The sequence below is a fragment of the Clostridium sp. 7_2_43FAA genome (assembly GCF_000158375.2).
Taxonomy (GTDB): Bacteria; Bacillota; Clostridia; order Clostridiales; family Clostridiaceae; genus Clostridium; species Clostridium tertium.
Genome location: NZ_JH815220.1, coordinates 20917 through 42341 on the forward strand (window position 1 = coordinate 20917; position 21425 = coordinate 42341).

General features: G+C 27.7%; 22 protein-coding genes, 2 tRNA genes and 1 other RNA gene. 5 read left to right on the forward strand and 20 right to left on the reverse strand.

The window, feature by feature from the left end:
• Window positions 1–120: 120 nt before the first annotated feature.
• From mscL to dnaX, 8 genes are all read right to left on the reverse strand, one after another.
• Complete coding sequence (mscL, locus tag CSBG_RS00100; protein WP_008675984.1) at window positions 121–561, reverse strand: large-conductance mechanosensitive channel protein MscL; 441 nt, start codon at window positions 559–561, stop codon at window positions 121–123.
• On the reverse strand, window positions 562–747 hold the full coding sequence (locus CSBG_RS00105) for a hypothetical protein (RefSeq protein WP_008675985.1): 186 nt from the start codon (window positions 745–747) through the stop codon (window positions 562–564).
• A 282-nt stretch (window positions 748–1029) separates the two neighbouring features.
• The gene (locus CSBG_RS00110) at window positions 1030–1278 is read right to left on the reverse strand and encodes a pro-sigmaK processing inhibitor BofA family protein (RefSeq protein WP_008675987.1); all 249 of its coding nucleotides are present in this window, start codon (window positions 1276–1278) and stop codon (window positions 1030–1032) included.
• Between the two features lie 60 nt (window positions 1279–1338).
• Window positions 1339–1596 (reverse strand): DUF2508 family protein, encoded by a 258-nt coding sequence (locus tag CSBG_RS00115; protein ID WP_008675989.1) that lies wholly within the window; start codon window positions 1594–1596, stop codon window positions 1339–1341.
• Window positions 1597–1674: 78 nt separating this feature from the next.
• A complete protein-coding gene (cls, locus tag CSBG_RS00120; RefSeq protein ID WP_008675991.1) occupies window positions 1675–3210 on the reverse strand; it encodes a cardiolipin synthase in 1536 nt (511 codons plus the stop codon).
• Window positions 3211–3231: 21 nt separating this feature from the next.
• The gene (gene recR, locus CSBG_RS00125) at window positions 3232–3828 is read right to left on the reverse strand and encodes a recombination mediator RecR (RefSeq protein WP_008675993.1); all 597 of its coding nucleotides are present in this window, start codon (window positions 3826–3828) and stop codon (window positions 3232–3234) included.
• 158 nt (window positions 3829–3986) lie between these two features.
• Window positions 3987–4331, reverse strand: coding sequence for a YbaB/EbfC family nucleoid-associated protein (locus tag CSBG_RS00130; protein ID WP_008675995.1), 345 nt, complete (start codon window positions 4329–4331; stop codon window positions 3987–3989).
• Window positions 4332–4478: 147 nt separating this feature from the next.
• Window positions 4479–6098, reverse strand: coding sequence for a DNA polymerase III subunit gamma/tau (gene dnaX, locus CSBG_RS00135; RefSeq protein WP_008675997.1), 1620 nt, complete (start codon window positions 6096–6098; stop codon window positions 4479–4481).
• A 426-nt stretch (window positions 6099–6524) separates the two neighbouring features.
• Between dnaX and CSBG_RS00140 the strand changes: the two genes are divergently transcribed.
• Window positions 6525–7367: a thymidylate synthase gene (locus tag CSBG_RS00140; protein ID WP_008675999.1), complete on the forward strand. Its 843-nt coding sequence runs from the start codon at window positions 6525–6527 to the stop codon at window positions 7365–7367.
• A gap of 4 nt (window positions 7368–7371) precedes the next feature.
• Complete coding sequence (locus CSBG_RS00145; protein WP_008676002.1) at window positions 7372–7857, forward strand: dihydrofolate reductase; 486 nt, start codon at window positions 7372–7374, stop codon at window positions 7855–7857.
• A gap of 262 nt (window positions 7858–8119) precedes the next feature.
• Here CSBG_RS00145 and ffs read toward each other — a convergent pair.
• The 7 genes from ffs to CSBG_RS00175 all read right to left on the reverse strand — a co-directional run bounded on the left by ffs (window position 8120) and on the right by CSBG_RS00175 (window position 12662).
• Window positions 8120–8381, reverse strand: an RNA gene (ffs, locus tag CSBG_RS17855) — signal recognition particle sRNA large type.
• 3 nt (window positions 8382–8384) lie between these two features.
• Window positions 8385–8474: transfer RNA gene (locus tag CSBG_RS00150), tRNA-Ser, on the reverse strand.
• Between the two features lie 97 nt (window positions 8475–8571).
• Window positions 8572–9339, reverse strand: a complete 768-nt coding sequence (lgt, locus tag CSBG_RS00155) for a prolipoprotein diacylglyceryl transferase (protein WP_008676004.1) — start codon at window positions 9337–9339, stop codon at window positions 8572–8574.
• A 100-nt stretch (window positions 9340–9439) separates the two neighbouring features.
• Window positions 9440–9883 (reverse strand): nucleoside deaminase, encoded by a 444-nt coding sequence (locus CSBG_RS00160; RefSeq protein WP_008676006.1) that lies wholly within the window; start codon window positions 9881–9883, stop codon window positions 9440–9442.
• Between the two features lie 86 nt (window positions 9884–9969).
• A complete protein-coding gene (locus CSBG_RS00165; RefSeq protein ID WP_008676007.1) occupies window positions 9970–11214 on the reverse strand; it encodes a hemolysin family protein in 1245 nt (414 codons plus the stop codon).
• 475 nt (window positions 11215–11689) lie between these two features.
• Window positions 11690–11764: transfer RNA gene (locus tag CSBG_RS00170), tRNA-Arg, on the reverse strand.
• An 82-nt stretch (window positions 11765–11846) separates the two neighbouring features.
• Complete coding sequence (locus CSBG_RS00175; RefSeq protein ID WP_008676009.1) at window positions 11847–12662, reverse strand: staygreen family protein; 816 nt, start codon at window positions 12660–12662, stop codon at window positions 11847–11849.
• 379 nt (window positions 12663–13041) lie between these two features.
• On the opposite strand from CSBG_RS00175, the gene CSBG_RS00180 reads away from it, so the two are divergent.
• A complete protein-coding gene (locus CSBG_RS00180; RefSeq protein ID WP_334203813.1) occupies window positions 13042–13704 on the forward strand; it encodes a lysophospholipid acyltransferase family protein in 663 nt (220 codons plus the stop codon).
• Window positions 13705–13916: 212 nt separating this feature from the next.
• Here the strand turns inward: CSBG_RS00180 and CSBG_RS00185 are convergent, their stop codons facing one another.
• The 3 genes from CSBG_RS00185 to CSBG_RS00195 all read right to left on the reverse strand — a co-directional run bounded on the left by CSBG_RS00185 (window position 13917) and on the right by CSBG_RS00195 (window position 17265).
• Window positions 13917–15287 carry an MATE family efflux transporter gene (locus tag CSBG_RS00185; RefSeq protein WP_008676013.1) on the reverse strand — a complete coding sequence of 457 codons (1371 nt, stop codon included), beginning with the start codon at window positions 15285–15287 and terminating at the stop codon, window positions 13917–13919.
• A 135-nt stretch (window positions 15288–15422) separates the two neighbouring features.
• A complete protein-coding gene (locus CSBG_RS00190; protein WP_008676015.1) occupies window positions 15423–16529 on the reverse strand; it encodes a Fic family protein in 1107 nt (368 codons plus the stop codon).
• 235 nt (window positions 16530–16764) lie between these two features.
• Entirely contained in the window at window positions 16765–17265 is a 501-nt protein-coding gene (locus tag CSBG_RS00195) for a methylated-DNA--[protein]-cysteine S-methyltransferase (protein ID WP_008676016.1), read from the reverse strand.
• 309 nt (window positions 17266–17574) lie between these two features.
• Between CSBG_RS00195 and CSBG_RS00200 the strand changes: the two genes are divergently transcribed.
• Window positions 17575–19155 (forward strand): DEAD/DEAH box helicase, encoded by a 1581-nt coding sequence (locus CSBG_RS00200; protein ID WP_008676018.1) that lies wholly within the window; start codon window positions 17575–17577, stop codon window positions 19153–19155.
• 56 nt (window positions 19156–19211) lie between these two features.
• On the opposite strand, the gene CSBG_RS00205 is transcribed toward CSBG_RS00200, so the two are convergent.
• Window positions 19212–19514, reverse strand: a complete 303-nt coding sequence (locus CSBG_RS00205) for a hypothetical protein (protein WP_008676020.1) — start codon at window positions 19512–19514, stop codon at window positions 19212–19214.
• A gap of 130 nt (window positions 19515–19644) precedes the next feature.
• On the opposite strand from CSBG_RS00205, the gene rd reads away from it, so the two are divergent.
• The gene (rd, locus tag CSBG_RS00210; RefSeq protein ID WP_008676021.1) at window positions 19645–19809 is read left to right on the forward strand and encodes a rubredoxin; all 165 of its coding nucleotides are present in this window, start codon (window positions 19645–19647) and stop codon (window positions 19807–19809) included.
• Window positions 19810–19842: 33 nt separating this feature from the next.
• Here the strand turns inward: rd and CSBG_RS00215 are convergent, their stop codons facing one another.
• Window positions 19843–21321, reverse strand: a complete 1479-nt coding sequence (locus CSBG_RS00215) for an N-6 DNA methylase (protein ID WP_008676024.1) — start codon at window positions 21319–21321, stop codon at window positions 19843–19845.
• Window positions 21322–21425: the final 104 nt, after the last annotated feature.

A 21425-nucleotide genomic window follows, 5' to 3' on the forward strand; every position in this document is an offset into this window, starting at 1 on the left:
ATTTTTAAACACTATTTTTATTAATAAAATAGGTTATAGCATCATTTATATTCTCTAAAAATGCTATAACCTATAATTTAAATTATATTTATTATGTAAAATATGTAGCAACTATTCTTTTTAAGCCTTTTGTTCATTCTTTAATAAATCTCTTATTTCTGTTAACAGTTCTTGTTCCACTGTTAATTTTTTCTCTTTTTCCTCTTCTTCTTTTTTAGCTTCCTCTTCACTCTTACTATTTAATTTTTTAACTATTTTTATAAATATAAATATTGATAGTGCTATGATTAAAAAATCAACTATATTTTGAATAAACAATCCATAATTCAATGTGACTGGATCACTTCCACCTTCTCCTGGCTTTAATACATATGCAAGCTCTGAAAAGTTAACTCCTCCAGTAATAAGTCCAATTGGCGGCATTATAATATCCTTAACTAATGATGAAACTATTTTATTAAAAGCTCCACCTATAATTACCCCAATTGCTAGATCTAATACATTTCCTTTCATCGCAAAGTCTTTAAATTCACTTATAAACTTCTTTCCTTTTTCCTTCATCTAATCAGTCCCTTCATAATAATTGTCAAATGTTAGAATCGACTCCGTTTCCCTACAATATTTTACACACATACATTGTCCCAAATGCCTAGGACACTTATAGCATAGACATCCTTTATCATCACCATTACAACCCCTTTTATACTCTGGACAATAGTTGCAATTTATTCCATTACCTGCTGGCATAACAATCCCCCCATTAAAATTAATTTATATTTATTTTATCACATGAGTCAATATATAGGCTTAGTAATATTTTGCAAATCAAAAAAATAAAAAAATGAAGGAATAAAAAAATTATAGTAACGAATTTTTACAACCTCCATATACTGATCTCATAAGAGGCTTTTCACTCATAATAGATTGAAAAAAACTTCTAACTCCCATCTATATAAACTTTTGGGAACTATAAGTTCCCTCTCTCATTAAAATAAAAGAGATTCAATTAAAACTGAATCTCTTTCACTTTTATAAAAACATTTGAAATATTACTAAAAATATAACACCAGGAACTCCTAAAAATCCTGCTATCAATGCTGTTATTGCATTTATTCCTATAGAAAATCCAAAATAAGAACCTACAATATTTGTTAGGTATAATAAAACTATTCCTATAACACCATTTATTAAGACTTTTAATGGCCATTTCAAAAATTTTATTAATAAATATAATAAAACTAGCCCTATTAACCCATATAAAATAATATTTAAATCCATATAAATTCCCTCCGATTAATATTATGTATTATCCAACAATAATATTAATTTATTAATATATTAATTTATTCTTTTTAATTCTCTTTTTTTAGCCATAGTTATTAAGTAATTGTATCTAGTCTTGGCCACATCTTCTGCATGGATAGCTAATTCAATTAACTGAGGATCACTTACTGAATTGAATAGTGATCTCGCTACTTCCATTTCTGTTATAGCATCTTTTATAGCACTTAATAATTCTAAGTCGTCCTCACTGTACTCTGTCCTATTTCTTTCTGCACTTTGCATTAATAAATCTAAAATTACCCTCTTATCCATTATTATCCTCCCAAATAATTTATATATTAAATTATTATCCAATTTTTAACATAAATATTCAGGGATAATTAATTTTTCTTACATTAATGGTGCAAAAACTCTTAATATAGCAGTTATAAATTTATTTGACCATTTAATTCTATGGCAATCTTCTATTGTTATTAACTTACAAACTTCTAATGTTTCCATAAAATCATTTTTAATTTCCATCAATGATTTTGTTTTATAAAGTAGAACCCCACATTCAAAATGCAAATAAAGACTTCTATAATCCATATTTATAGTTCCTACAACACCTATTTCATCATCTGATACAAATGTCTTAGAATGTATAAATCCAGGTGTATACTCATATATCTTTACTCCTGCTTCAATAAGCTGAGCATAATATGCTCTTGTAACCATATGAACATACCACTTATCTTCTATATGTGGAGTAACTATTATAACCTCTACACCACTTTTCGCTGCTAAAGTTAAAGCAGTTACTAATTCATTGTCAACTATTAAATATGGAGTGTTTATATAAACATATTCTTTTGCTTTATTTATAATATTTAAGTATACATTTTCTCCTACTGTTTCATCATCAAGAGGGCTATCACCATAAGGTTGAACATATCCATCCCCCTTAAACTCCTTATCGTAATTTACATATGGCTTATATTTTTCATAGTCTTCTTTTTGACCACAATTAAATTGCCATGATTCAAGGAACATCATAGTTAAATTCCAGACAGCCTCTCCTCTTATCATAATCGAAGAATCTTTCCAATGACCAAATCTAACTATTTCATTTATATATTCATCAGCTAAATTTATACCACCTGTAAATGCAGTATGACCATCTATTATTGTAATTTTTCTATGATCTCTATTGTTCATTATAACTGATAAAAATGGTACAAATGGATTAAATGATAAACATCTTATTCCCTTTTGTCTTAATTTTTCATCATACTTATACGGAAGGGTTCTTAAGCATCCCATGTCATCATATATTAATCTTACATCTACGCCTTCTTTTACTTTTTCCTCTAGTATTTCTAATATACTATCCCACATTACTCCTTCTTGAATTATAAAATATTCCATAAAGATATAATGTTTTGCTTTTTTTAATTCTTCCTTTAGTTTTTCAAAAAAATCCTCTCCAGGTGATAAATATTTCGTGGTAGTATTCTTATATATAGGGCTTGCTGCATACTTATTTAAATATTTTACTTGGTTTGCAACACCCTTATCCTCTTTTTCAATCTCATTAAGTATATCTCTATCTTGAGTTAATAATTTAGCAGTTTCATTATGTATATTAATCATTTTTGCCCTAAATTTCTTAGTGGTTTTTCTTAATCCAAATAGTAAATAGAACAATCCACCAAATACAGGAACTAACAATACTGGTATAGTCCATGCAAGCTTGTATGATGGATTATCCTTAGTACTAACAATATAAATAACTGCAAATATACTTATTAGAGAAAATAATACATATAGATATACAAAAGATTCTGTAAGCTTCCATATAGCGAAAATAAGAATTGCTAATTGAAGACAAATAAGAAGTCCAATAATTGCCATTCTACTAAATAGAAATTTTAATATTTTACTCATATATCCACCTTTCAGTTATATTTATATCTCTTTTCTACCTTCTAGTGCCTTTGAAAGCGTTACTTCATCAGCATACTCCAAGTCTCCTCCTACCGGTATTCCTGATGCAATTCTAGTAACTTTAATATCTAAAGGCTTCAAAATTCTTGATATGTACATTGCTGTTGCTTCCCCTTCGATATTAGGATTTGTTGCTATTATTACTTCTTTAACATCAGCACTCATTCTAGCAACTAATTCTCTTATTCTTATATCTTGTGGGCCTCTTCCTTGCATCGGTGATAAATTCCCATGCAATACATGATATGCTCCATTATATTCTTTAACTTTTTCCATAGTCATTATATCTTTAGGCTGTTCTACAACGCAAATTATATCCTTGTCTCTACTTGGATTAGAACATATTGAACAAGGATCCTTGTCTGTAAAATTACCACATATTGAACAATACTTTATTGTTCCTCTTGCCTTAACTAAAGCATCTGCAAATTCTTTAACTTCATCTTCTGGAAGATTTAATACATGCAATGCTAATCTTTGAGCCGTCTTTTGCCCAACACTAGGTAGTTTGGCAAATTCCTCAATAAGCTTCTCTATAGCAACTGGATAAAAATCCATAAAATCATCCTTTCTGTAATTTGAATATATAAAAAGGCGAAATAAATTCGCCCTTTATGTCTTAACTATAATTATGAATTGTTTATAACTAATTAAACATCAATTGTTAATTTATGATTTTTAATTAAAAAGCTAAAAACAATATAAATTATTATTTATTAGAAAAGTCCTGGTATATTCATTCCACCAGTTAATTTCCCCATCTTATTTGCGCTTTCTTCTTCTGCTTTTCTTAATGCTTCATTTACTGCACTAAGAACTAAATCTTCTAGCATTTCAACATCATCTGCATCAACTACTTCTGGTTTTATGTTAATTGAAACTACTTCTTTTTTACCATTTGCTTTTACAACTACAGCACCACCACCAACTGAAGCTTCAAACTCCTTAGTTTCAAGGTCCTTTTGCATTTGCTCCATATCTTTTTGAAGTTTTTGCGCTTGCTTCATTAGGTTGTTCATATTTCCTCCACCAAATCCGCCTGGAAATCCTCCTCTTGCCATAAAAACATCCTCCTTTTATAAAAATCTATTCTTTATTATATAGTATTTTTATTTATTTTACTATATTAAAGCTACTATTTGTATTAATTTTCATTCTTATTATTCTTATTTTTTATTTCGTTTATGTGCATATATTATAACTTACTTTTATTCATCTAAAATATCTACCATATCAGATCCTAAAGTTTCTAAAAGCATATCAGCAGTAGATTTTTCATTGTTTGATACTTCTTCAACTTCAAACGCAATTTTTATATCTTCTCTAAAAATTTCAGCTAATACTTCTTGAATTATAGCCCTATATTCTGGCTTTTCTAATCTATCTTTATTAAATTTAAATTGATCTTCATATTCAATAGTTAAAACACCATTTTTACATTCAACTGGCTTTCCAGTAAGCATTGATGCATATACTATCATAGCCCTTCTTGCTTTAAACCTTTCTAAAATATCCTTCCATGATCTTTGAATATCATTTAAAGTTACCTTAGAATTTTCATTTGCTACAATATCATTACTTCTAAGCTTTGGTTGTTCTCTATTAGGTTTATTAGTAACAACTTCTTTTTTTGAATCGCCCTTATTAGTAGATGCTGCACTTACTACTTTAAGACTACCATTTTTTAATCCTTCTTCAAGCTTATTTATTCTAGTTAAAATGACCTCATTTGAAGTATCATATTCTATTTTGCACATTTTAATAACAGCTAATTCTAAATATAATCTAGCTTGCTTGCTTACCTTTGCATTAGATTCAGTTTCTTGAAGAATTCTTATATATCTCATTACTTCTTCTGCTCTAATTTTGCCAGCTTGCTCTTTTATTAGAGCTATATTTTCCTCTGACATATCTAATACTTCTTCAGGATTATTAGTAACTTTAGCCATTAATATATTTCTATAATGAGCTATTAAATCTTTAATAAATAGATAAATATCTTTTCCTGCATAAACAACTTCATCTATTATACCAATTGATTTTTCTACATTTCTTTGTATTACAGAATTAGTAAGATTAAATAAATGATCATTTGTAACAAGCCCAAGCATATTTATAAGAACATCATATTCTACTGCTCCATTTCCCATTGATATAGCTTGATCCAATATGCTTAAGGCATCTCTCATAGCCCCATCTGATACTCTTGCGATTAAATTTAAACTTTTATCATCTGCAAGAGCATTTTGCTCATTAACTATTTTTCTAAGACGTTCCGTAATTTCATTATTATTTATTCTTTTAAAGTCAAATCTTTGACACCTGGAAAGAATAGTAATAGGAAGTTTTTGAGGATCTGTTGTTGCCAAAATAAATATTACGTTATTTGGAGGCTCTTCTAAGGTCTTTAAAAATGCATTAACAGCACCAGTAGATAACATATGAACCTCATCCATTATATAAACCTTAAATCTAGCTTCTTGAGGAGGATATTTTACATCATCTATAATATCTCTAATTTTATCAACACCATTGTTAGAAGCTGCATCTAATTCAGTAACATCAATTGCTAAACCATCATTTATTTTTCTGCACATCTCGCATTCATTACATGGTTCCCCATCTTTTAAATCTAAACAATTTAAAGCCTTAGCAAATACTTTAGCTGTTGTTGTTTTCCCTGTTCCTCTTGTTCCACAAAAAAGATATGCATGAGCAATTCTGTCATTTAATATTTGATTTTTAACTGTTGTTGTTATATGTTCCTGACCAACAATATCGTAAAAGTTTTGTGGTCTCCATTCTCTATATAAAGCTGTATATCCCATAAAATCATTCCTTAAATTTAATTATTTACTTATATTATAAACTAAAGATGAAAATTAATGAAGGATTGAAAGTTTTAATTTCAAATCCTTCATATTTATTTTTTCAACATGCAAGTCCTGCAATAAAAACTTTCATTTTACTTTTCTACAATCACTCCCATGACATAACTTACAAATGTTGTAATTATTTTTCGTTAAACATTAAACAAACCCATCTTCTTCTAATTTCCACATTATTTTTTCTTTACATAACCTTAAATTAAATAATCTAAATAAATTACTTTTATAATGAATCTTTTATTATGCTCAGTAATATCTATTAACAGATTTAAAAAATAGGTTAAAGTAAATCATATTAACTTACCCTTATGGTATAATATAACTTGTTCATCCCTTGGGGTGAAATTAAGATATAGAGGTGAACCTATGACAACAAATTTTATATCAAAAACAGATAAATTATTTAAAGATACATTAAATGATATTCTTACAAGTGGAGTAAGTACAGAAGGTCATAAAGTAAGACCAAAATATAAAGATGGTACTCCTGCACACACAATATATATAAATCAAGTTGTGGAAAAGTATGATATCTCTAAAGGTGAATTTCCTATTACTACACTAAGACCTGTTGCATGGAAATCAGGCATTAAAGAAATTTTATGGATATATCAAAAAGCTTCAAATGAACTATCAGTACTTGAAGAAATGGGAATTACTTGGTGGGGAGATTGGGAAGTTAATGGTACAGGAACAATTGGTCAAAGATATGGTGCTACTGTAAAAAAATATGATTTAATGAATAAGCTATTAGATGGATTAAAAAATGAGCCTTATACTAGAAGACATATTATAGACTTATATCAATATGCAGACTTTGAAGAAACACCAGGATTAAACCCTTGTGCATTTCTTACTGTTTGGTCTGTTAGAGATAAGTATCTTGATGTAACACTTCATCAAAGAAGCTCAGACTATTGTACAGCTGGACATATAAATAAAACTCAATATGTTGCTTTAATGATGATGGTAGCAAGACATGTTGGCCTAAAGCCTGGAGTGTTTATGCACGTTGTAGATAATTTACATATTTATGATAGACATGTAGAACAAGCAAAAGAATTAATAGAAAGAACTCCTAGTGATAAACAACCTAAATTAATACTTAAAGAAGGTAAAACAAATTTCTATGACTTTACTATTGATGATTTTGAAATGGTGGATTACGAGCCAGTTAAACCACAACTAAAATTTGAATTGGGGATATAATATTATGATAAGTTTAATAGTTGCCATGGATAAAAATAATGGCATTGGAAATAAAAATAAGCTACTTGCTCATATTTCTGAAGACTTAAGGTATTTTAAAAGAGTAACTGATGGTAATACAATAGTTATGGGATATAACACTTATATGTCATTACCTAAAAGGCCATTACCTAATAGAAGGAATATTGTTCTTACTACTAAAGACATAAAATTAGAAGGTGCTGTAGTAGTTAATTCTATAGAGGAATTATTAAAATTATTAAATACTGAAGAAGAAACATTTATATGTGGTGGTTCTAGTATATATAATCAAATGCTTCCATATGCAGATAAGCTTTATATAACTCATATTTTTGATGAATTTGAAGCTGATACATATTTTCCAGAAATTACAGATGAGTGGGAAATATCAGAAAGCTTCTGTCATAAAGAAAATATAAATCATAAGCATCCTCATATATTTACGATTTATACAAAAAGCCTTGATTAAAATAAATTTTACATTTATAAATCCATCTTTTAAAATAAATAGTTATTTACTCAAATAATTATAACTATATTATGAAATAAAGATAAAGAAAACGAGGGTATCCCATAAGGAATGCCCTCGCTTTCTTTGTCCTATTGTATGTTAATCCTATTGAAGAGTAACCTTTGATTAAATAAATATTCTATGTAATACTTAAACATTTATTTTCTACCTTTTACATTAAAAAAACCCTTCTTTTGGTTAGAAAGGCCTAAAATTAAAACCGTGCACCTAGCTTTGACAGTAATCTATAAGCGTTACTATGTAGTTAGCTCTGACAAGATTGATCCATATCACACGCAGTAATCGCTTATCGCTGCTTCCTTCCGGACCTGACGAGGTTCACGCACTTACGTCGTATGGGACCTTGCCATCAACACCACTTGCATAGGCAGACCCTACAGATTAAAGCCTAGGCTAGGAATTCAACCCCGCTATAGCGGATTGCGGGTTACAGGGCACCGCTGACTCCCCATCTAGCACGGCTATGGCGGAGAGAAGGGGATTTGAACCCCTGATAGAGTTTCCCCTATACACGCTTTCCAGGCGTGCTCCTTCGACCACTCGGACATCTCTCCATAAAATAATATATAGCTATTTAATTTTAACTACTGCTATATATTATCACATACTAATTCATATTGCAACATTTAAAACTTGATGTAACTATATTACCTAAGCAGCCTTATTTTTCTTATTTATCCAAACAATTAAAACTAATCCTAGTAATATTCCAAGTAAGCTTACCATTTGAGCTGTTCTTAGTCCCATAAACATTAAACTATCAGTTCTTAATCCTTCTATAAAGAATCTTCCTATTGAATATAAGATCATGTATCCACCAAGAACTATACCATCATTTGCTTCTTTTTTCTTATAAATAATATAAACCAAAATTGCACAAACTAATAAATTCCATATTGATTCATATAAAAATGTTGGATGATAATAAACTCCATTAATATACATCCCTGTTTGTATAAACTCTGGGAACTTACTTATAAACTCTTTAGATACTGGGCCCCCATGAGCTTCTTGATTCATAAAGTTACCCCATCTACCAATTGCTTGAGCTAATATAACTCCTGGCATTATAACATCTACATATCTTAAGAAGTTTATTTTTCTATACCTTGCAAATATGTAACCTGATAATAATGCAGCTATAACTCCTCCATGGATTGCCATTCCACCATTTCTTATGTTAATTACATCCATGAATGAATGATAATTTTGATATTCAAAAGCTACATAGTATAACCTTGCTCCAATTATTGATATTGGAAAAGTTATTAAAAACGCATCTATTATTATATCATAATCTAAGTTTTTCTTCTTCGCTAACATATATATTAACAACATAGCAGCTAATACTCCAAGTGATATTATTATTCCATACCATCTTATTTCTAAGCCAAATAATTCAAAAGCTACTGGATTCATTTTATTTCCTCCTCTTATAGTAATTATTTTTAATTATATAACTTTTTAGATAATTATACCAAATAAATATGAATTATTTATAAAGACATAATTATAAATTTTATATCTTACTTCTTTGTTTTATAAAAAAAGAAGTTAACAGATCACTACATTCTTGATTGTAACACCATTTAACATCTACATGCCAATTAAATATATTATAGTCTATTAAATTTATAGTAGAGCCACAAGCTCCCATATCCTTATTAAAAGTTCCTATAAATAATCTTGATATTCTACTTTGTGCTATTGCTGCCGCACACATAGGACAAGGCTCTAAAGTTACATACATCTCGCAACCTGATAGCCTCCAATTATTTAACTTTTTACAGGCCTCTTCTATTGCTAATATCTCTGCATGAGCTGTTGTTAACTTTAATTTTTCTTTTAAGTTATGTTGACTTGCTATAACTTCTCCATCCTTAACAACAACTACTCCAACCGGAACTTCTCCTATGTTATATGCATTTTTAGCTTCATTTATTGCTAGATCCATATAATCCATAAAATACACCTTCTTATTAAGAATCTTTCCATTATAAAATAAAATGGAGAACTTAATTTTACATAGTTCTCCATCTTATCTTTAAATTAAGTGTATATTCTAACTTTCTTAATTCTATTTTTATCCACTTCTTCAACTACAAATCTGATATTATTAAGATTAACTTCTTCTGATTGCTCAGGAAATCTTCCTAATTCACCAATTACTAATCCTCCTACAGAATCAAACTCTTCTGATTCCATAGTAACACCTATTAAATCACCAATATGATCTAATCTAGCGCTTCCATCAACGATATATTCATCTTCTTTAACAACTATTATATCATTATCTTCTTCATCATCATATTCGTCTTCAATTTCTCCAACTACTTCTTCAATTAAATCTTCTATAGTAACTATACCAACATTTCCACCATATTCATCTAATACAACAGACATGTGATTTCTAGTTTTTTTCATCTCATTAAATAACTCACTAATCTTTTTAAATTCAAAAGTATAATAAGGCTCTCTCATGTAATCTGAAATCTTAAAATTCTCCTTACTTTGAGAAGCTATTATTAAGTCCTTGACATTTAATATTCCTATAACATCATCTATGTTTTGATTATAAACTGGTATTCTTGAGAATTGCTCAGTTTTAATAATATTTATAACTTCATCATAGGTAGCATTTATATCTACCGCCACTACATCAACTCTTTGAACCATAACATCCTTGACTTGAGAATCTGCAAATTCGAAGACATTGAAGATCATTTCTTTTTCCACATCCTCAAGTACTCCCTCTTCTTCACTAACACCTACCATGGTCTTTAGCTCTTCTTCTGTTATAAATGGTTCTGTTGCCTTTGGATCTCCACCTAAAAGTCTTATAAATAATCCAGATATAGCTGTAAATATAGCTATAAATGGTCTAAATAACTTAACTACAATATTTATAATTTTACTAACCTTTAAAGCAACACTTTCTGAATTTTGCTTTGCTATAGATTTTGGAGTTATTTCACCAAATATCAATACTAATATAGTCATTACAATGGTTACAACACCTACTGCACCTTCTCCAAACGCTTTAACAGCAACTGATGTTGCAAGTGCAGATGCCCCTATATTAACAATATTATTTCCTATCAATATTGCTCCTAATAACCTACTTGGATCTTCAGCAAGCTTTTCAACTAGCTTTGCCCCTTTAACTCCTTCTTCTACCATATGTCTTATTCTAATTTTACTTAGTGCCATTAAGGCAGTTTCTGACATAGAGAAAAATCCTGACATCAACAATAATATTACTAATAATACTATCTGCCACGTATAACTCTCCAAATTTATTCACACTCCTAAATTAAATAATTTTTTTATTTTATATTATATCATATCTTAAAATCAATATAATGATTTTAATAAAAAATTTAAATATCTTTCTATAATATATAATATTTACCACATAAGCTTTATATAATTAAAAATTTAAAATTATATAATTATTTATCTTACTTGTACACATAAAAAGGACTATAACTAATTTTATATTCCCTTTTTTGTAGTTACCTTAAAATCTTTCTTGGTAACTACATATTTTAATATATTTCTTAGTAAGCACCCATTTTGTAGTTACTTTAATATATTTCTTAGTAACTACACAATTAGTAGTTACCGTAATTTATTTTTTAGTAACTACACCATATAAATAAACCTTATAAAAATATATCTTACTTTAATACTTTCATTTGTATTCTTAGTATTATAAAAAAACATAAAACCCTCAAGCCTAATAAAATTAAGGCTTGAGGGTTTTACGTGGTATCCCCAACAGGGATCGAACCTGTATCTGTCCCTTAGGAGGGGACTGTTCTATCCATTGAACTATGGAGACATGATTACCAAATAAATTGTATAATAATATTAGGTATATGTCAATATTATCCTACTTCTATAATATCCTCCATAGCAATTATTTATTCTTCCGTTCTTTTAATTATTACACCATTTGGCTTTATAATAAAATCCATAGATACCTCTCTAATCTTAGATTTAATATTAATTTTGACTGATAAGGATACCTCATATATTCTTCCACATCCATCTAATGATTTTATTTCATCAATATCAATTATTTCACATTTTTGAATACAATACCTTATATTTTTTCCATATGCAATACACAACTGATTTTCTATATATGGATTTAAAAGATTAAGTATAACGCCTTCTTCCATGCTAATTTTAAATTTCTTTTTTCTAAGTATTGCAGATCTTGTTTGCTCCATTAATCCACCTTCTTCTGGTGATTTAAGTTCATATTCATCACAATCATCTTCTATATACTTATAATTTTTTAATTTTCCCCAATTCTCAACTTTGTAAAATTCATCAAATCTTGAATTGAATTTTACAAATATGTCTGATTCATTTAATTTAGTGTGTTTTTTTATTAATCCTAAATCCGCCTGCCTTATAGCTGTAATTATCAACGGTAAAGCATCTCTAAATATTCTATTTCTTTGTATTACTTTATTTTTATCTCTTTCATTTCCATCTACATTTAGATAAAGACATAAAACATAATTATTACCATTTTCGCACCATCTACCATATACCTCATCTCTTTTATCAGTCACATGATCCTTATTATAATCTTTCGCAACTGTTATTAATATATCTCCTGTATCATCTGAATGAGTAACTGTATAGTTACGGGGAATTATTGGACCATCTTGAGATATCCCCTTCTTAAAATCAATTATAAGTTTATTTGGGTCTAGTTTATTCAAAACCTTTCACCTCTAAAATACTTTTTATTACTTACTATATGTTTATTTTACTTATATAGTTACTTAAATTATTAATTGCATTTACATATGAATATTATTACATTATATTATAAAACTCCCATATAGCTTCAATTATATATCATCAAACTAATTATCCATATAATTATAGTTATTTAGCCTCTACTGTTTCGTTATCCCTCTATAAATATTAAATTCATCTTTTAAAGTTATCTATTTATATACTTTTATATGCTTTAACTTTGTTATATACTTTATTTATGAAATTTTTAATAAATATTGAAAGGATTTGATTTACATGCTTAGATCCATTGCTTGGTATATAGTCTTCTTTGTAGGGTTACTACTTAGTATGCCTAGTATGATAAAAACTAAAAGACTTGATAAAAAAGGTTTAGAAAATGAAAAGGAAAAACTTGTTCATAAAGCAACTACAGCTTGGGCTAATAGACTTTTAAAAGTTGCCGGAGTTAAGGTTACAGTTCACGGGCTAGAAAATCTGCCTAAGGATCAAAATGTATTGTTTATAGGAAATCATCAAGGGAATTTTGATATTCCAATATATATAACTAAAATTCCTGGATTAAAAGGATTTGTATCTAAAATAGAGGTAAAAAAAATTCCTGGAGTTAGTACATGGATGGAATACATGCATTGTATCTTTATGGATAGAAGTAATTTAAGAAAAGCTGGTGAAGCTATAATTCAAGGCGTTAAAGTATTGAAAAATGGTCATTCATTAGTTATATTCCCAGAAGGTACAAGAAGTAAAGGTGATAAAATGGGCGAATTTAAAGCTGGTAGTTTTAAATTAGCTACAAAATCTAAAGTTCCTATAGTACCTGTTACAATGAGCGGATCTTATAAAATAATGGAATCTAACAAGAAAAAATGGATTGTACAACCTGCTCATGTAGATTTATATATCCACCCAGCTATAGAAACTGCTAATTTAACCAAAGAAGAACAAGATGCTTTACCTAAAAAAGTTTATGAAATAATTAAAAGCAAATTACCTAATTAAAAAAGTGAAAAATGAAAGAATTAAAGAGTTGAAAATTTGAAGAGATAATTCAACTTTGTTGAATTATTAAAATGAAATAGCTAATAAAAAAGATAGTAGATGGATTATGTAAAATAAATCTATCTACTATCCTTTTTATTAAAGGTTCAAAGTACCTTCTATTCAAAAATCCTTTCACTTTTTCCCTTTTCACCATTGATTTTAATTCTCATCTAAGCAGCTAACTCGTTCTCTGCTATTACATTTTTAATCCACTTTCCTGATTTCAATCTTCTTCTCTCAAAACAAATTTTAATAAATTCCTCTGTGCATATTAGTAAGTATACAAATGTTATTGGTAACTTAAAGACTATAGCTGCTAAAAATGCCATTGGAACTGCATAAAACCAAACTGTTCCTAGTTGTACTAATGTGGAATAAAGGGTATCTCCACCACCTCTAAATATACCTACAATCATAACTACATTATAAGATCTTATAGGACATATCAAAGCCATTACTCTTAAAACTGCTACAGTATCATTAAATGTTCCTGCTTCTACATTAAATGGCTTAACTATTTGAGGAGCTAAAACCCAAACTAAAACTCCTATTATTAATCCAAGAACCGGTGCAACTTTTCCTATTTTATGTGAGTAATCAACTGCAACATCTTCTTCATTTGCACCTATCTTATTACCAACCATAATAGCTGCTGCAGAGGCTAGTCCAATGCACAGTACCATAAACATATTATTTAAAGTAGTTGCAATTTGCATTGTGGCAACAGCGCTTGTCCCTATTTGAGCATAAGCAATTGAATATGCAGTCATCCCTAATGACCATAATAATTCGTTTGCTATAACAGCTGTTGATGTATTAAAGTATATTTTCACAAAGTTTATATCAAAAGCAAATAACTCCTTAATCTTTGAGGATATAATATTCTTTTTACCATATATTATTACAATTATATAAATCATTTCTATAGTACGTGCTATAGTTGTAGCTAAAGCAGCTCCTGATACCCCCATTGGTTTTACACCTAAATTTCCAAAAATAAATACCCAGTTTAAAAATGCATTGCTTAATACACCTATTAAACTTGCATACATCGGTGCTTTGGGTTGCTCAGAACTTCTAAGAGCTGAAGAAAAACCTTGCGTAAAATTAGTAAATATAAAGCTTATTGCAATAATTCTTAAATATTGAACGCCTAATTCTATAACTTGAATATCCCTTGATAAAATTTTCATTATTGGTTCCGCTATAATAAATGCAGCTCCTCCAAATATTAATGAAGCTATAAACCCAATAGTAATATCTAATCCCAATACCTTTTTAATGCTAACTATATCTTTTCTTCCCCAATATTGAGACATAAATACACTAGCTCCTGCATTTATCCCAGAAATACATAGCATAAAAATAAAAAAGTACTGATTTGCTAATCCTACAGCTGCAATAGCTTCTTCTCCTAACCTACCAACCATTAAATTATCCACAAGGTTTAATGATGAAGTAATAAAATTTTGAAATGTTATTGGTAAAGCTAGCGTAAGCATGGTCTTTAAAAATGTTTTATCCTTTAGTATCTTTTTCATCTAGTTCCTCCAACTTTTGTTTATTTAATTTAATGCATAAAAAAAGAGCATATGGGTAGTCTGGCCGCCCATCTGCTCTTTAACACTTAATTTTTTCCTTAGTTATTTTCTAATAATTATTTGAATTTGTCAACATTATTCTTCAAAGTTATCCACAATTGTAGATATATCATTCTTGTAATATTCATATCTTTTTCCTGACTTAGCAATCTTAAAAAAACCTAATGTGACTAAATAATTTAAATCGCTTCTAGCAGTTTCATATGAAATATCTAATTTATTTTTATAGTTGTCAATAGTTACAACATTATCCTTAGATGATAAAATGCTGTTTATAAATTTAATATGTCTTTCTTCTAATCTTACATTATTTCTTTCAATTAGTTCCTTTAATATCCTTTTACCAAATTTATAGTTTAATTCATTATTTAAAGCTTCAACCGCCTCTCTTAATGCACTTATGTAAAATCTTATAAAATAAGTTATATCACCATTTGAATATATACTATTTTCGATTGCAGCTTTGTATTTTTTTAATTTTGAATTTATAAGTGTTGATAATGAACAGTATTTTATAACTTCATACCCATTAATCAATAGATATTTATATGATAAAAGCTCTGAAATTATAGAGTTATATCTTCTAAAAGGCTTGTTGACTATTATATACAAATATATTGTTGCAGCTACTATTAATGCATTTTTCCCTTCGTCTTCATTTATTAAGGAAATTAAAGTCTTTATATTACCTGCATTTGACTCATTTCTAACAATTCCTTCTATAGCATTCTTATTATCTTTTATACCTTCTCCATCAACAATACTATATAAATTACATATAAACTCTTCATCTATATTGCAGCCATTACTAATAGCTAATTTTAAATTCTTTAGTATTTCATCTGAAATAACTATATTCTCTAAATTAGCCAATCCTAGTAACTCAGCCTCTTCAGCTGAATTATATATCTTCTCCCTTATCTTTGAAGATATATAATTAAATACCCCTAAATTATTTGCTTCATTAATAAATTCTGTATTACTAATAATATCCTCTGTATTATTAAACCAATAATTTACAAATGGTTTGAAATTAAAATTACTTTCAAAAGATATTTTCATTCTATCATCTTCAATTATTTTCCATATATTTTCCAATTCTTCTTTGTCAAATATTCTTCTTGAAATTTGTTTCTTACTAAAATATAAATTGTTAAAATCTTGAATAATTTGAGCATCCATAACTTTTTCCTCACTTTTATTACTAAATATATTAATATAAAAATACTATTCATTATTTCATTTAAATACTATCATTTTACTAATTATATACTATTGATTTACTTTATAATTATATATTAAAATACTTATAGTTATATTTCAATGATATTTTTATACAAATAAAAAAGGGAGAGGCTTAACCTATCCCATAATATGTAAAATTTATATTTTCCTTTATATTCCTTTTTATTTTCTTTTAATTAAATCTTTTTTCAAATTTAATAAGTTTTTCTTGAATATCTGTATGATTTCCAGCATATCCTATTAACTTTCCATTTTTACCAGCAACTCTATGACAAGGTATTACTATAGGAATAGGATTTGCTCTATTTGCTTGCCCTATTGCTCTTACAGCCTTTTCGTTACCAATTGCTTTTGCTATATAACTATAACTTTTTATTTCTCCATATGGAATTTTTATTAATTCATTCCATACTAGTTTTCTAAATTCAGTTCCTTCTATATCTAATTTTAAATCAAAGTCTCTTCTTTCTCCTGCAAAATATTTATTTAATTGAGTAATTACATCCAAGCATATCTTTTTATCTTCTATTAAATTATTTTTCCCCTTAAATTTGATCCACTCTTCTTCTATTAATTCAATTCCTCTTAATCCTTTTAAACTTTTTACAATATATATAGAACCTATTATGCTATCTATTTTGTAAAAATATAATTTTTCTCTATAATTCTCCATATTATTCCTCCATTCAAACGTTTACTTATTGTTTTTTTAATATTTATTGCAAAATAACTTATTTTACTAATAAATAATACGAGCATATTTCTGAATTATAGTGTATACTAAGTTAGTTAAGAAAAAATAATATTACATTATAGCAAAAATTTAATAGTACTTAAAATCATAATATGACCTGTTATAGTACATACTATAGTTATGATTTAAGATATGTTATTTAAATTATATAGCTAATATAAAATAAAAAATATATTATATATATTTAATTATATATTATTTTAAATACTAAAAGAAAGAGGATTTTGAATGAACGAAATAAAATTTAGTAACTTAGGGCTTAAGGATACCCTTTTGAAATCTATTAATGATTTAGGTTTTGAAAAACCATCACAAATACAAGCTGAGGCAATACCTGTGGCTATACAAGGATATGACCTTATAGGTCAAGCTCAAACTGGTACTGGTAAAACTGCCGCTTTTGGATGTGGAATTATTAATCATATTTCTAAAAAAAGTGGACTTAGCGCTATAATTTTAGCTCCAACAAGAGAACTAGCAATACAAGTTAATGATGAGCTAAAAAGATTATCAAAATATGATGATTTAACAATACTACCTGTTTACGGTGGAGATCCAATAACAAACCAAATAAGAGCATTAAAAAGAAATGTTAATATAGTAGTTGGTACTCCTGGTAGAGTTTTAGATCATATAAAGAGAGGAACTATAAAACTAGATCAAATTAAGTTTTTAGTTTTAGACGAAGCTGATGAAATGTTGAATATGGGCTTCATAGATGACTTAGAAGATATAATAAAACAATTACCAAGTGAAAGACAAACTTTATTATTCTCAGCAACTATGCCTGATCAAATAAGAAAATTAGCTAAAAGATATATGAAACCTGATGCTAAGCATATATCTATAAAGAAAACTTCTATGACTGTATCTACGATAAGTCAAAACTTCTTTGAGGTATCTCATAAGACAAGATTTGAAGCACTTTGTAGAGTTTTAGATTTTGATACTCCATCATCTGCAATTATATTCTGTAGAACTAAAAAGGGCGTAGATGAACTAGTTGAAGGTATGCAATCAAGAGGATATGTAGTTGAAGGTATGCACGGAGATATGTCTCAAGCTCATAGATTAAGAACATTAAAGAAATTTAAAGAAGGTTCTTTAAACTATTTAGTTGCAACTGATGTAGCTGCAAGAGGTATAGATGTAGAGGGTATAACACACGTTATAAACTATGATTTACCTCAAGACGTTGAAAGCTATGTTCATAGAATAGGTAGAACTGGAAGAGCAAATAGAGAAGGTATAGCTTATTCATTAGTTTCTCCAAAAGAGTATTCAATGTTAAAACAAATAAAATCAGTAACTAAAAGCGATATATCTAGAAAAAATATCCCAACAGTTAATGATATATTTAACAGTAAATCAAAATCAATATTAGAAGATGTAACTAATACTATTAATGATTCTGATTACTCAAAGTTTATCCCAGTAGCAACAGAATTAACTCAAAAGTATGATTCTGTAGAAATTATTGCTGCATTAATAAAAAATAAATTCAATGATGATTTATTAGAAACTTATACATCTGATGTTTTAGAAGCTCCTAAATCAGAAGATATCCGTTTATTCTTATCTATAGGAAGAAGAGATGGCATAAACCCTAAAACTCTAGTTAACTTTATTAAGGATACAGCTAGAATAAGAGCTTCTTCAATAGGTGATATAGATATATTAGAAAACTTCTCATTTGTTAATATATCTCCAGACGTTAAGGATAAAGTTCTTGATAAATGTATCGGTGTTAAGCTTAATAAGAGAAAAGTAAACATCGAAGTCGCAAATAAAAATAGAAAAAGAAAATAATTAAATAAAAATAAGGCTATTTTAAGCTTGAGGCAAGCATTAAATAGCCTTTTGTGTTATTTACATTTCTTTTTTATCCCTTCATAAAGATACCTTAAATACTCAATATTTTTACCTTCTTTTTCAAGGATACTTATTCTATCCTCTACTCTCTTAATGGTTTCCTTTGCTTCATCAAAATCCTTATGATTTATACATGTGCTTGTATATTCTAATAAATAATCTATTTTTAATACTAATTCTGCTAAATCTTCTCTATTATCATTTACTAAATCAACTAATAAAGAATATATTTTAGGAGATGTATCCTTTCTTACACTACTTAGTAAATCATTATTTTTACTAGTTTTTCTTCCCATATAATCACCTCTATCTCTAAATCTGTTCTTATTTTATTATTTTTTTATCATTTATAATAATTTATATCATATTTTTATAATATACCCAATACATTTTAAAATATAAAGGAATTTTAGGAGGTTTATATTAATGCAAAAATATATTTGTGTACCTTGTACCTATGTTTATGATCCAGAATACGGTGATCCAGATAACGGAATAGATCCTGATACAGCTTTTGAAGATTTACCTGATGATTGGGTTTGCCCAGTTTGTGGTGCTTCTAAAGATGAATTTGAGCCTTTAGATGAATAATTTATAATAAAAAACAGTCTTACCGACTGTTTTTTATGTTCTCTTAATTAAATCAATTTTAAACTTATTTATATATACTATTGTATCATTAGATAAGTTAGCAGTATCATTAACTATCTCATCTATTTCATTTAATATTTCATTAATATCTTCTTCATTTTTAACTTTATCATATACTGAGCACCCTAAATAAGATAACTTCTCCTTTGCTTCATTGTCAAAGTGTAAAAGTGGTATTCTTGATACATATCCTGATGTTATCATATTGCTTCTATTTAAAACACCTCGAACTAAATAAGTCACTAAAGTAGAGTTTAAATACGCAAGTAACCAAAATGCATCTTTATCATCACATATAATACAAGTATTTACACCAAAGGTGCTTTCTTTGGGTAACTTGCAAGCTGTAAATTGTACCCCCATTGAAGAGCAAATTATTCCTGACTTATATAAAAGTTCTTTATTTCTTACTATAAAATTAGGAATACTTTTAGATATATTTATAAAATCCTTATTTATATACATGATTTTATTTGTATAATATTTATCTTTTCCTGGATTCTTATAAAATGGAACTGTATATGGATCATTCATTTCTTTTGATAAATACAATTTATCATTACCTGTCGATATTCCCGTTATACATTTAAATTGTTCTCCTAATCTATTAAGTGTAAATAAGCTTTTAACCTTTTCAGGACACTCTATTATAAATTCACTATTATCCATTTTATTATTCAATACTATATCATTTAAATTGTATAAATTATTATTAGATGAATCTAAAATATTAATTAGCTCTTCTATGCTTCTACATCTATTGTTTATAATTACATTTTCTTGGTAGCTTAATCCCTTTTGTAATATAACTATACTAGTCCTTACTTCAGCACCTTGCTCAAAAAACAAATCAGTAGGACACATAGTTATTTCATGTATAGAGCAGGTGTTCAATATTTTCTTTCTTAGACCTTGATAACTTTTAGAAGTTAAAAATGAGTCGTGAGTTATTATTCCTATAACAGCACCATCTTTTGCTAAATCTATTACAGCCGAAATAAAAAGTCCATACATATTATGAACACCTACATCATTGAAATGCTTTTTTAATTCCTTTTTATTATCCCTTATATATTGAACTTCATGACAATTATAAGGTGGATTTAAAACATAATAATCATAATTTAAGTTTTTTATTTGATTATTTGCACTAACAAATTCATAATAGTATTTTATAAAATCTGTATTTTTAAAATTACAATTATACTCTTCTTTATACTTAATGATATCTATACCATAAGTTTCTATATTAAACTTATTAAAAGGATTAAGCATTTCTTCTCTTCCACAGCATGGATCTAAAACACTCTTCCCATTATTATTTACTTCCATTACCTTCATTGTAATATAATCACATATAAAACTTGGAGTTGAATAATAACCTATTTGTCTTTTATCTATAGATAAATCATTTATTATTTTTTCTCTTAAAACTTTTTCTTTTCTCCCCATAAATTCCCTCTCCAAATTTGATTTTATGAAATATTACAAAAGCACATATCTTTCATATAATAATCTCTACAATTAAAAAGATTATTATTAAATGGGAAATCTAT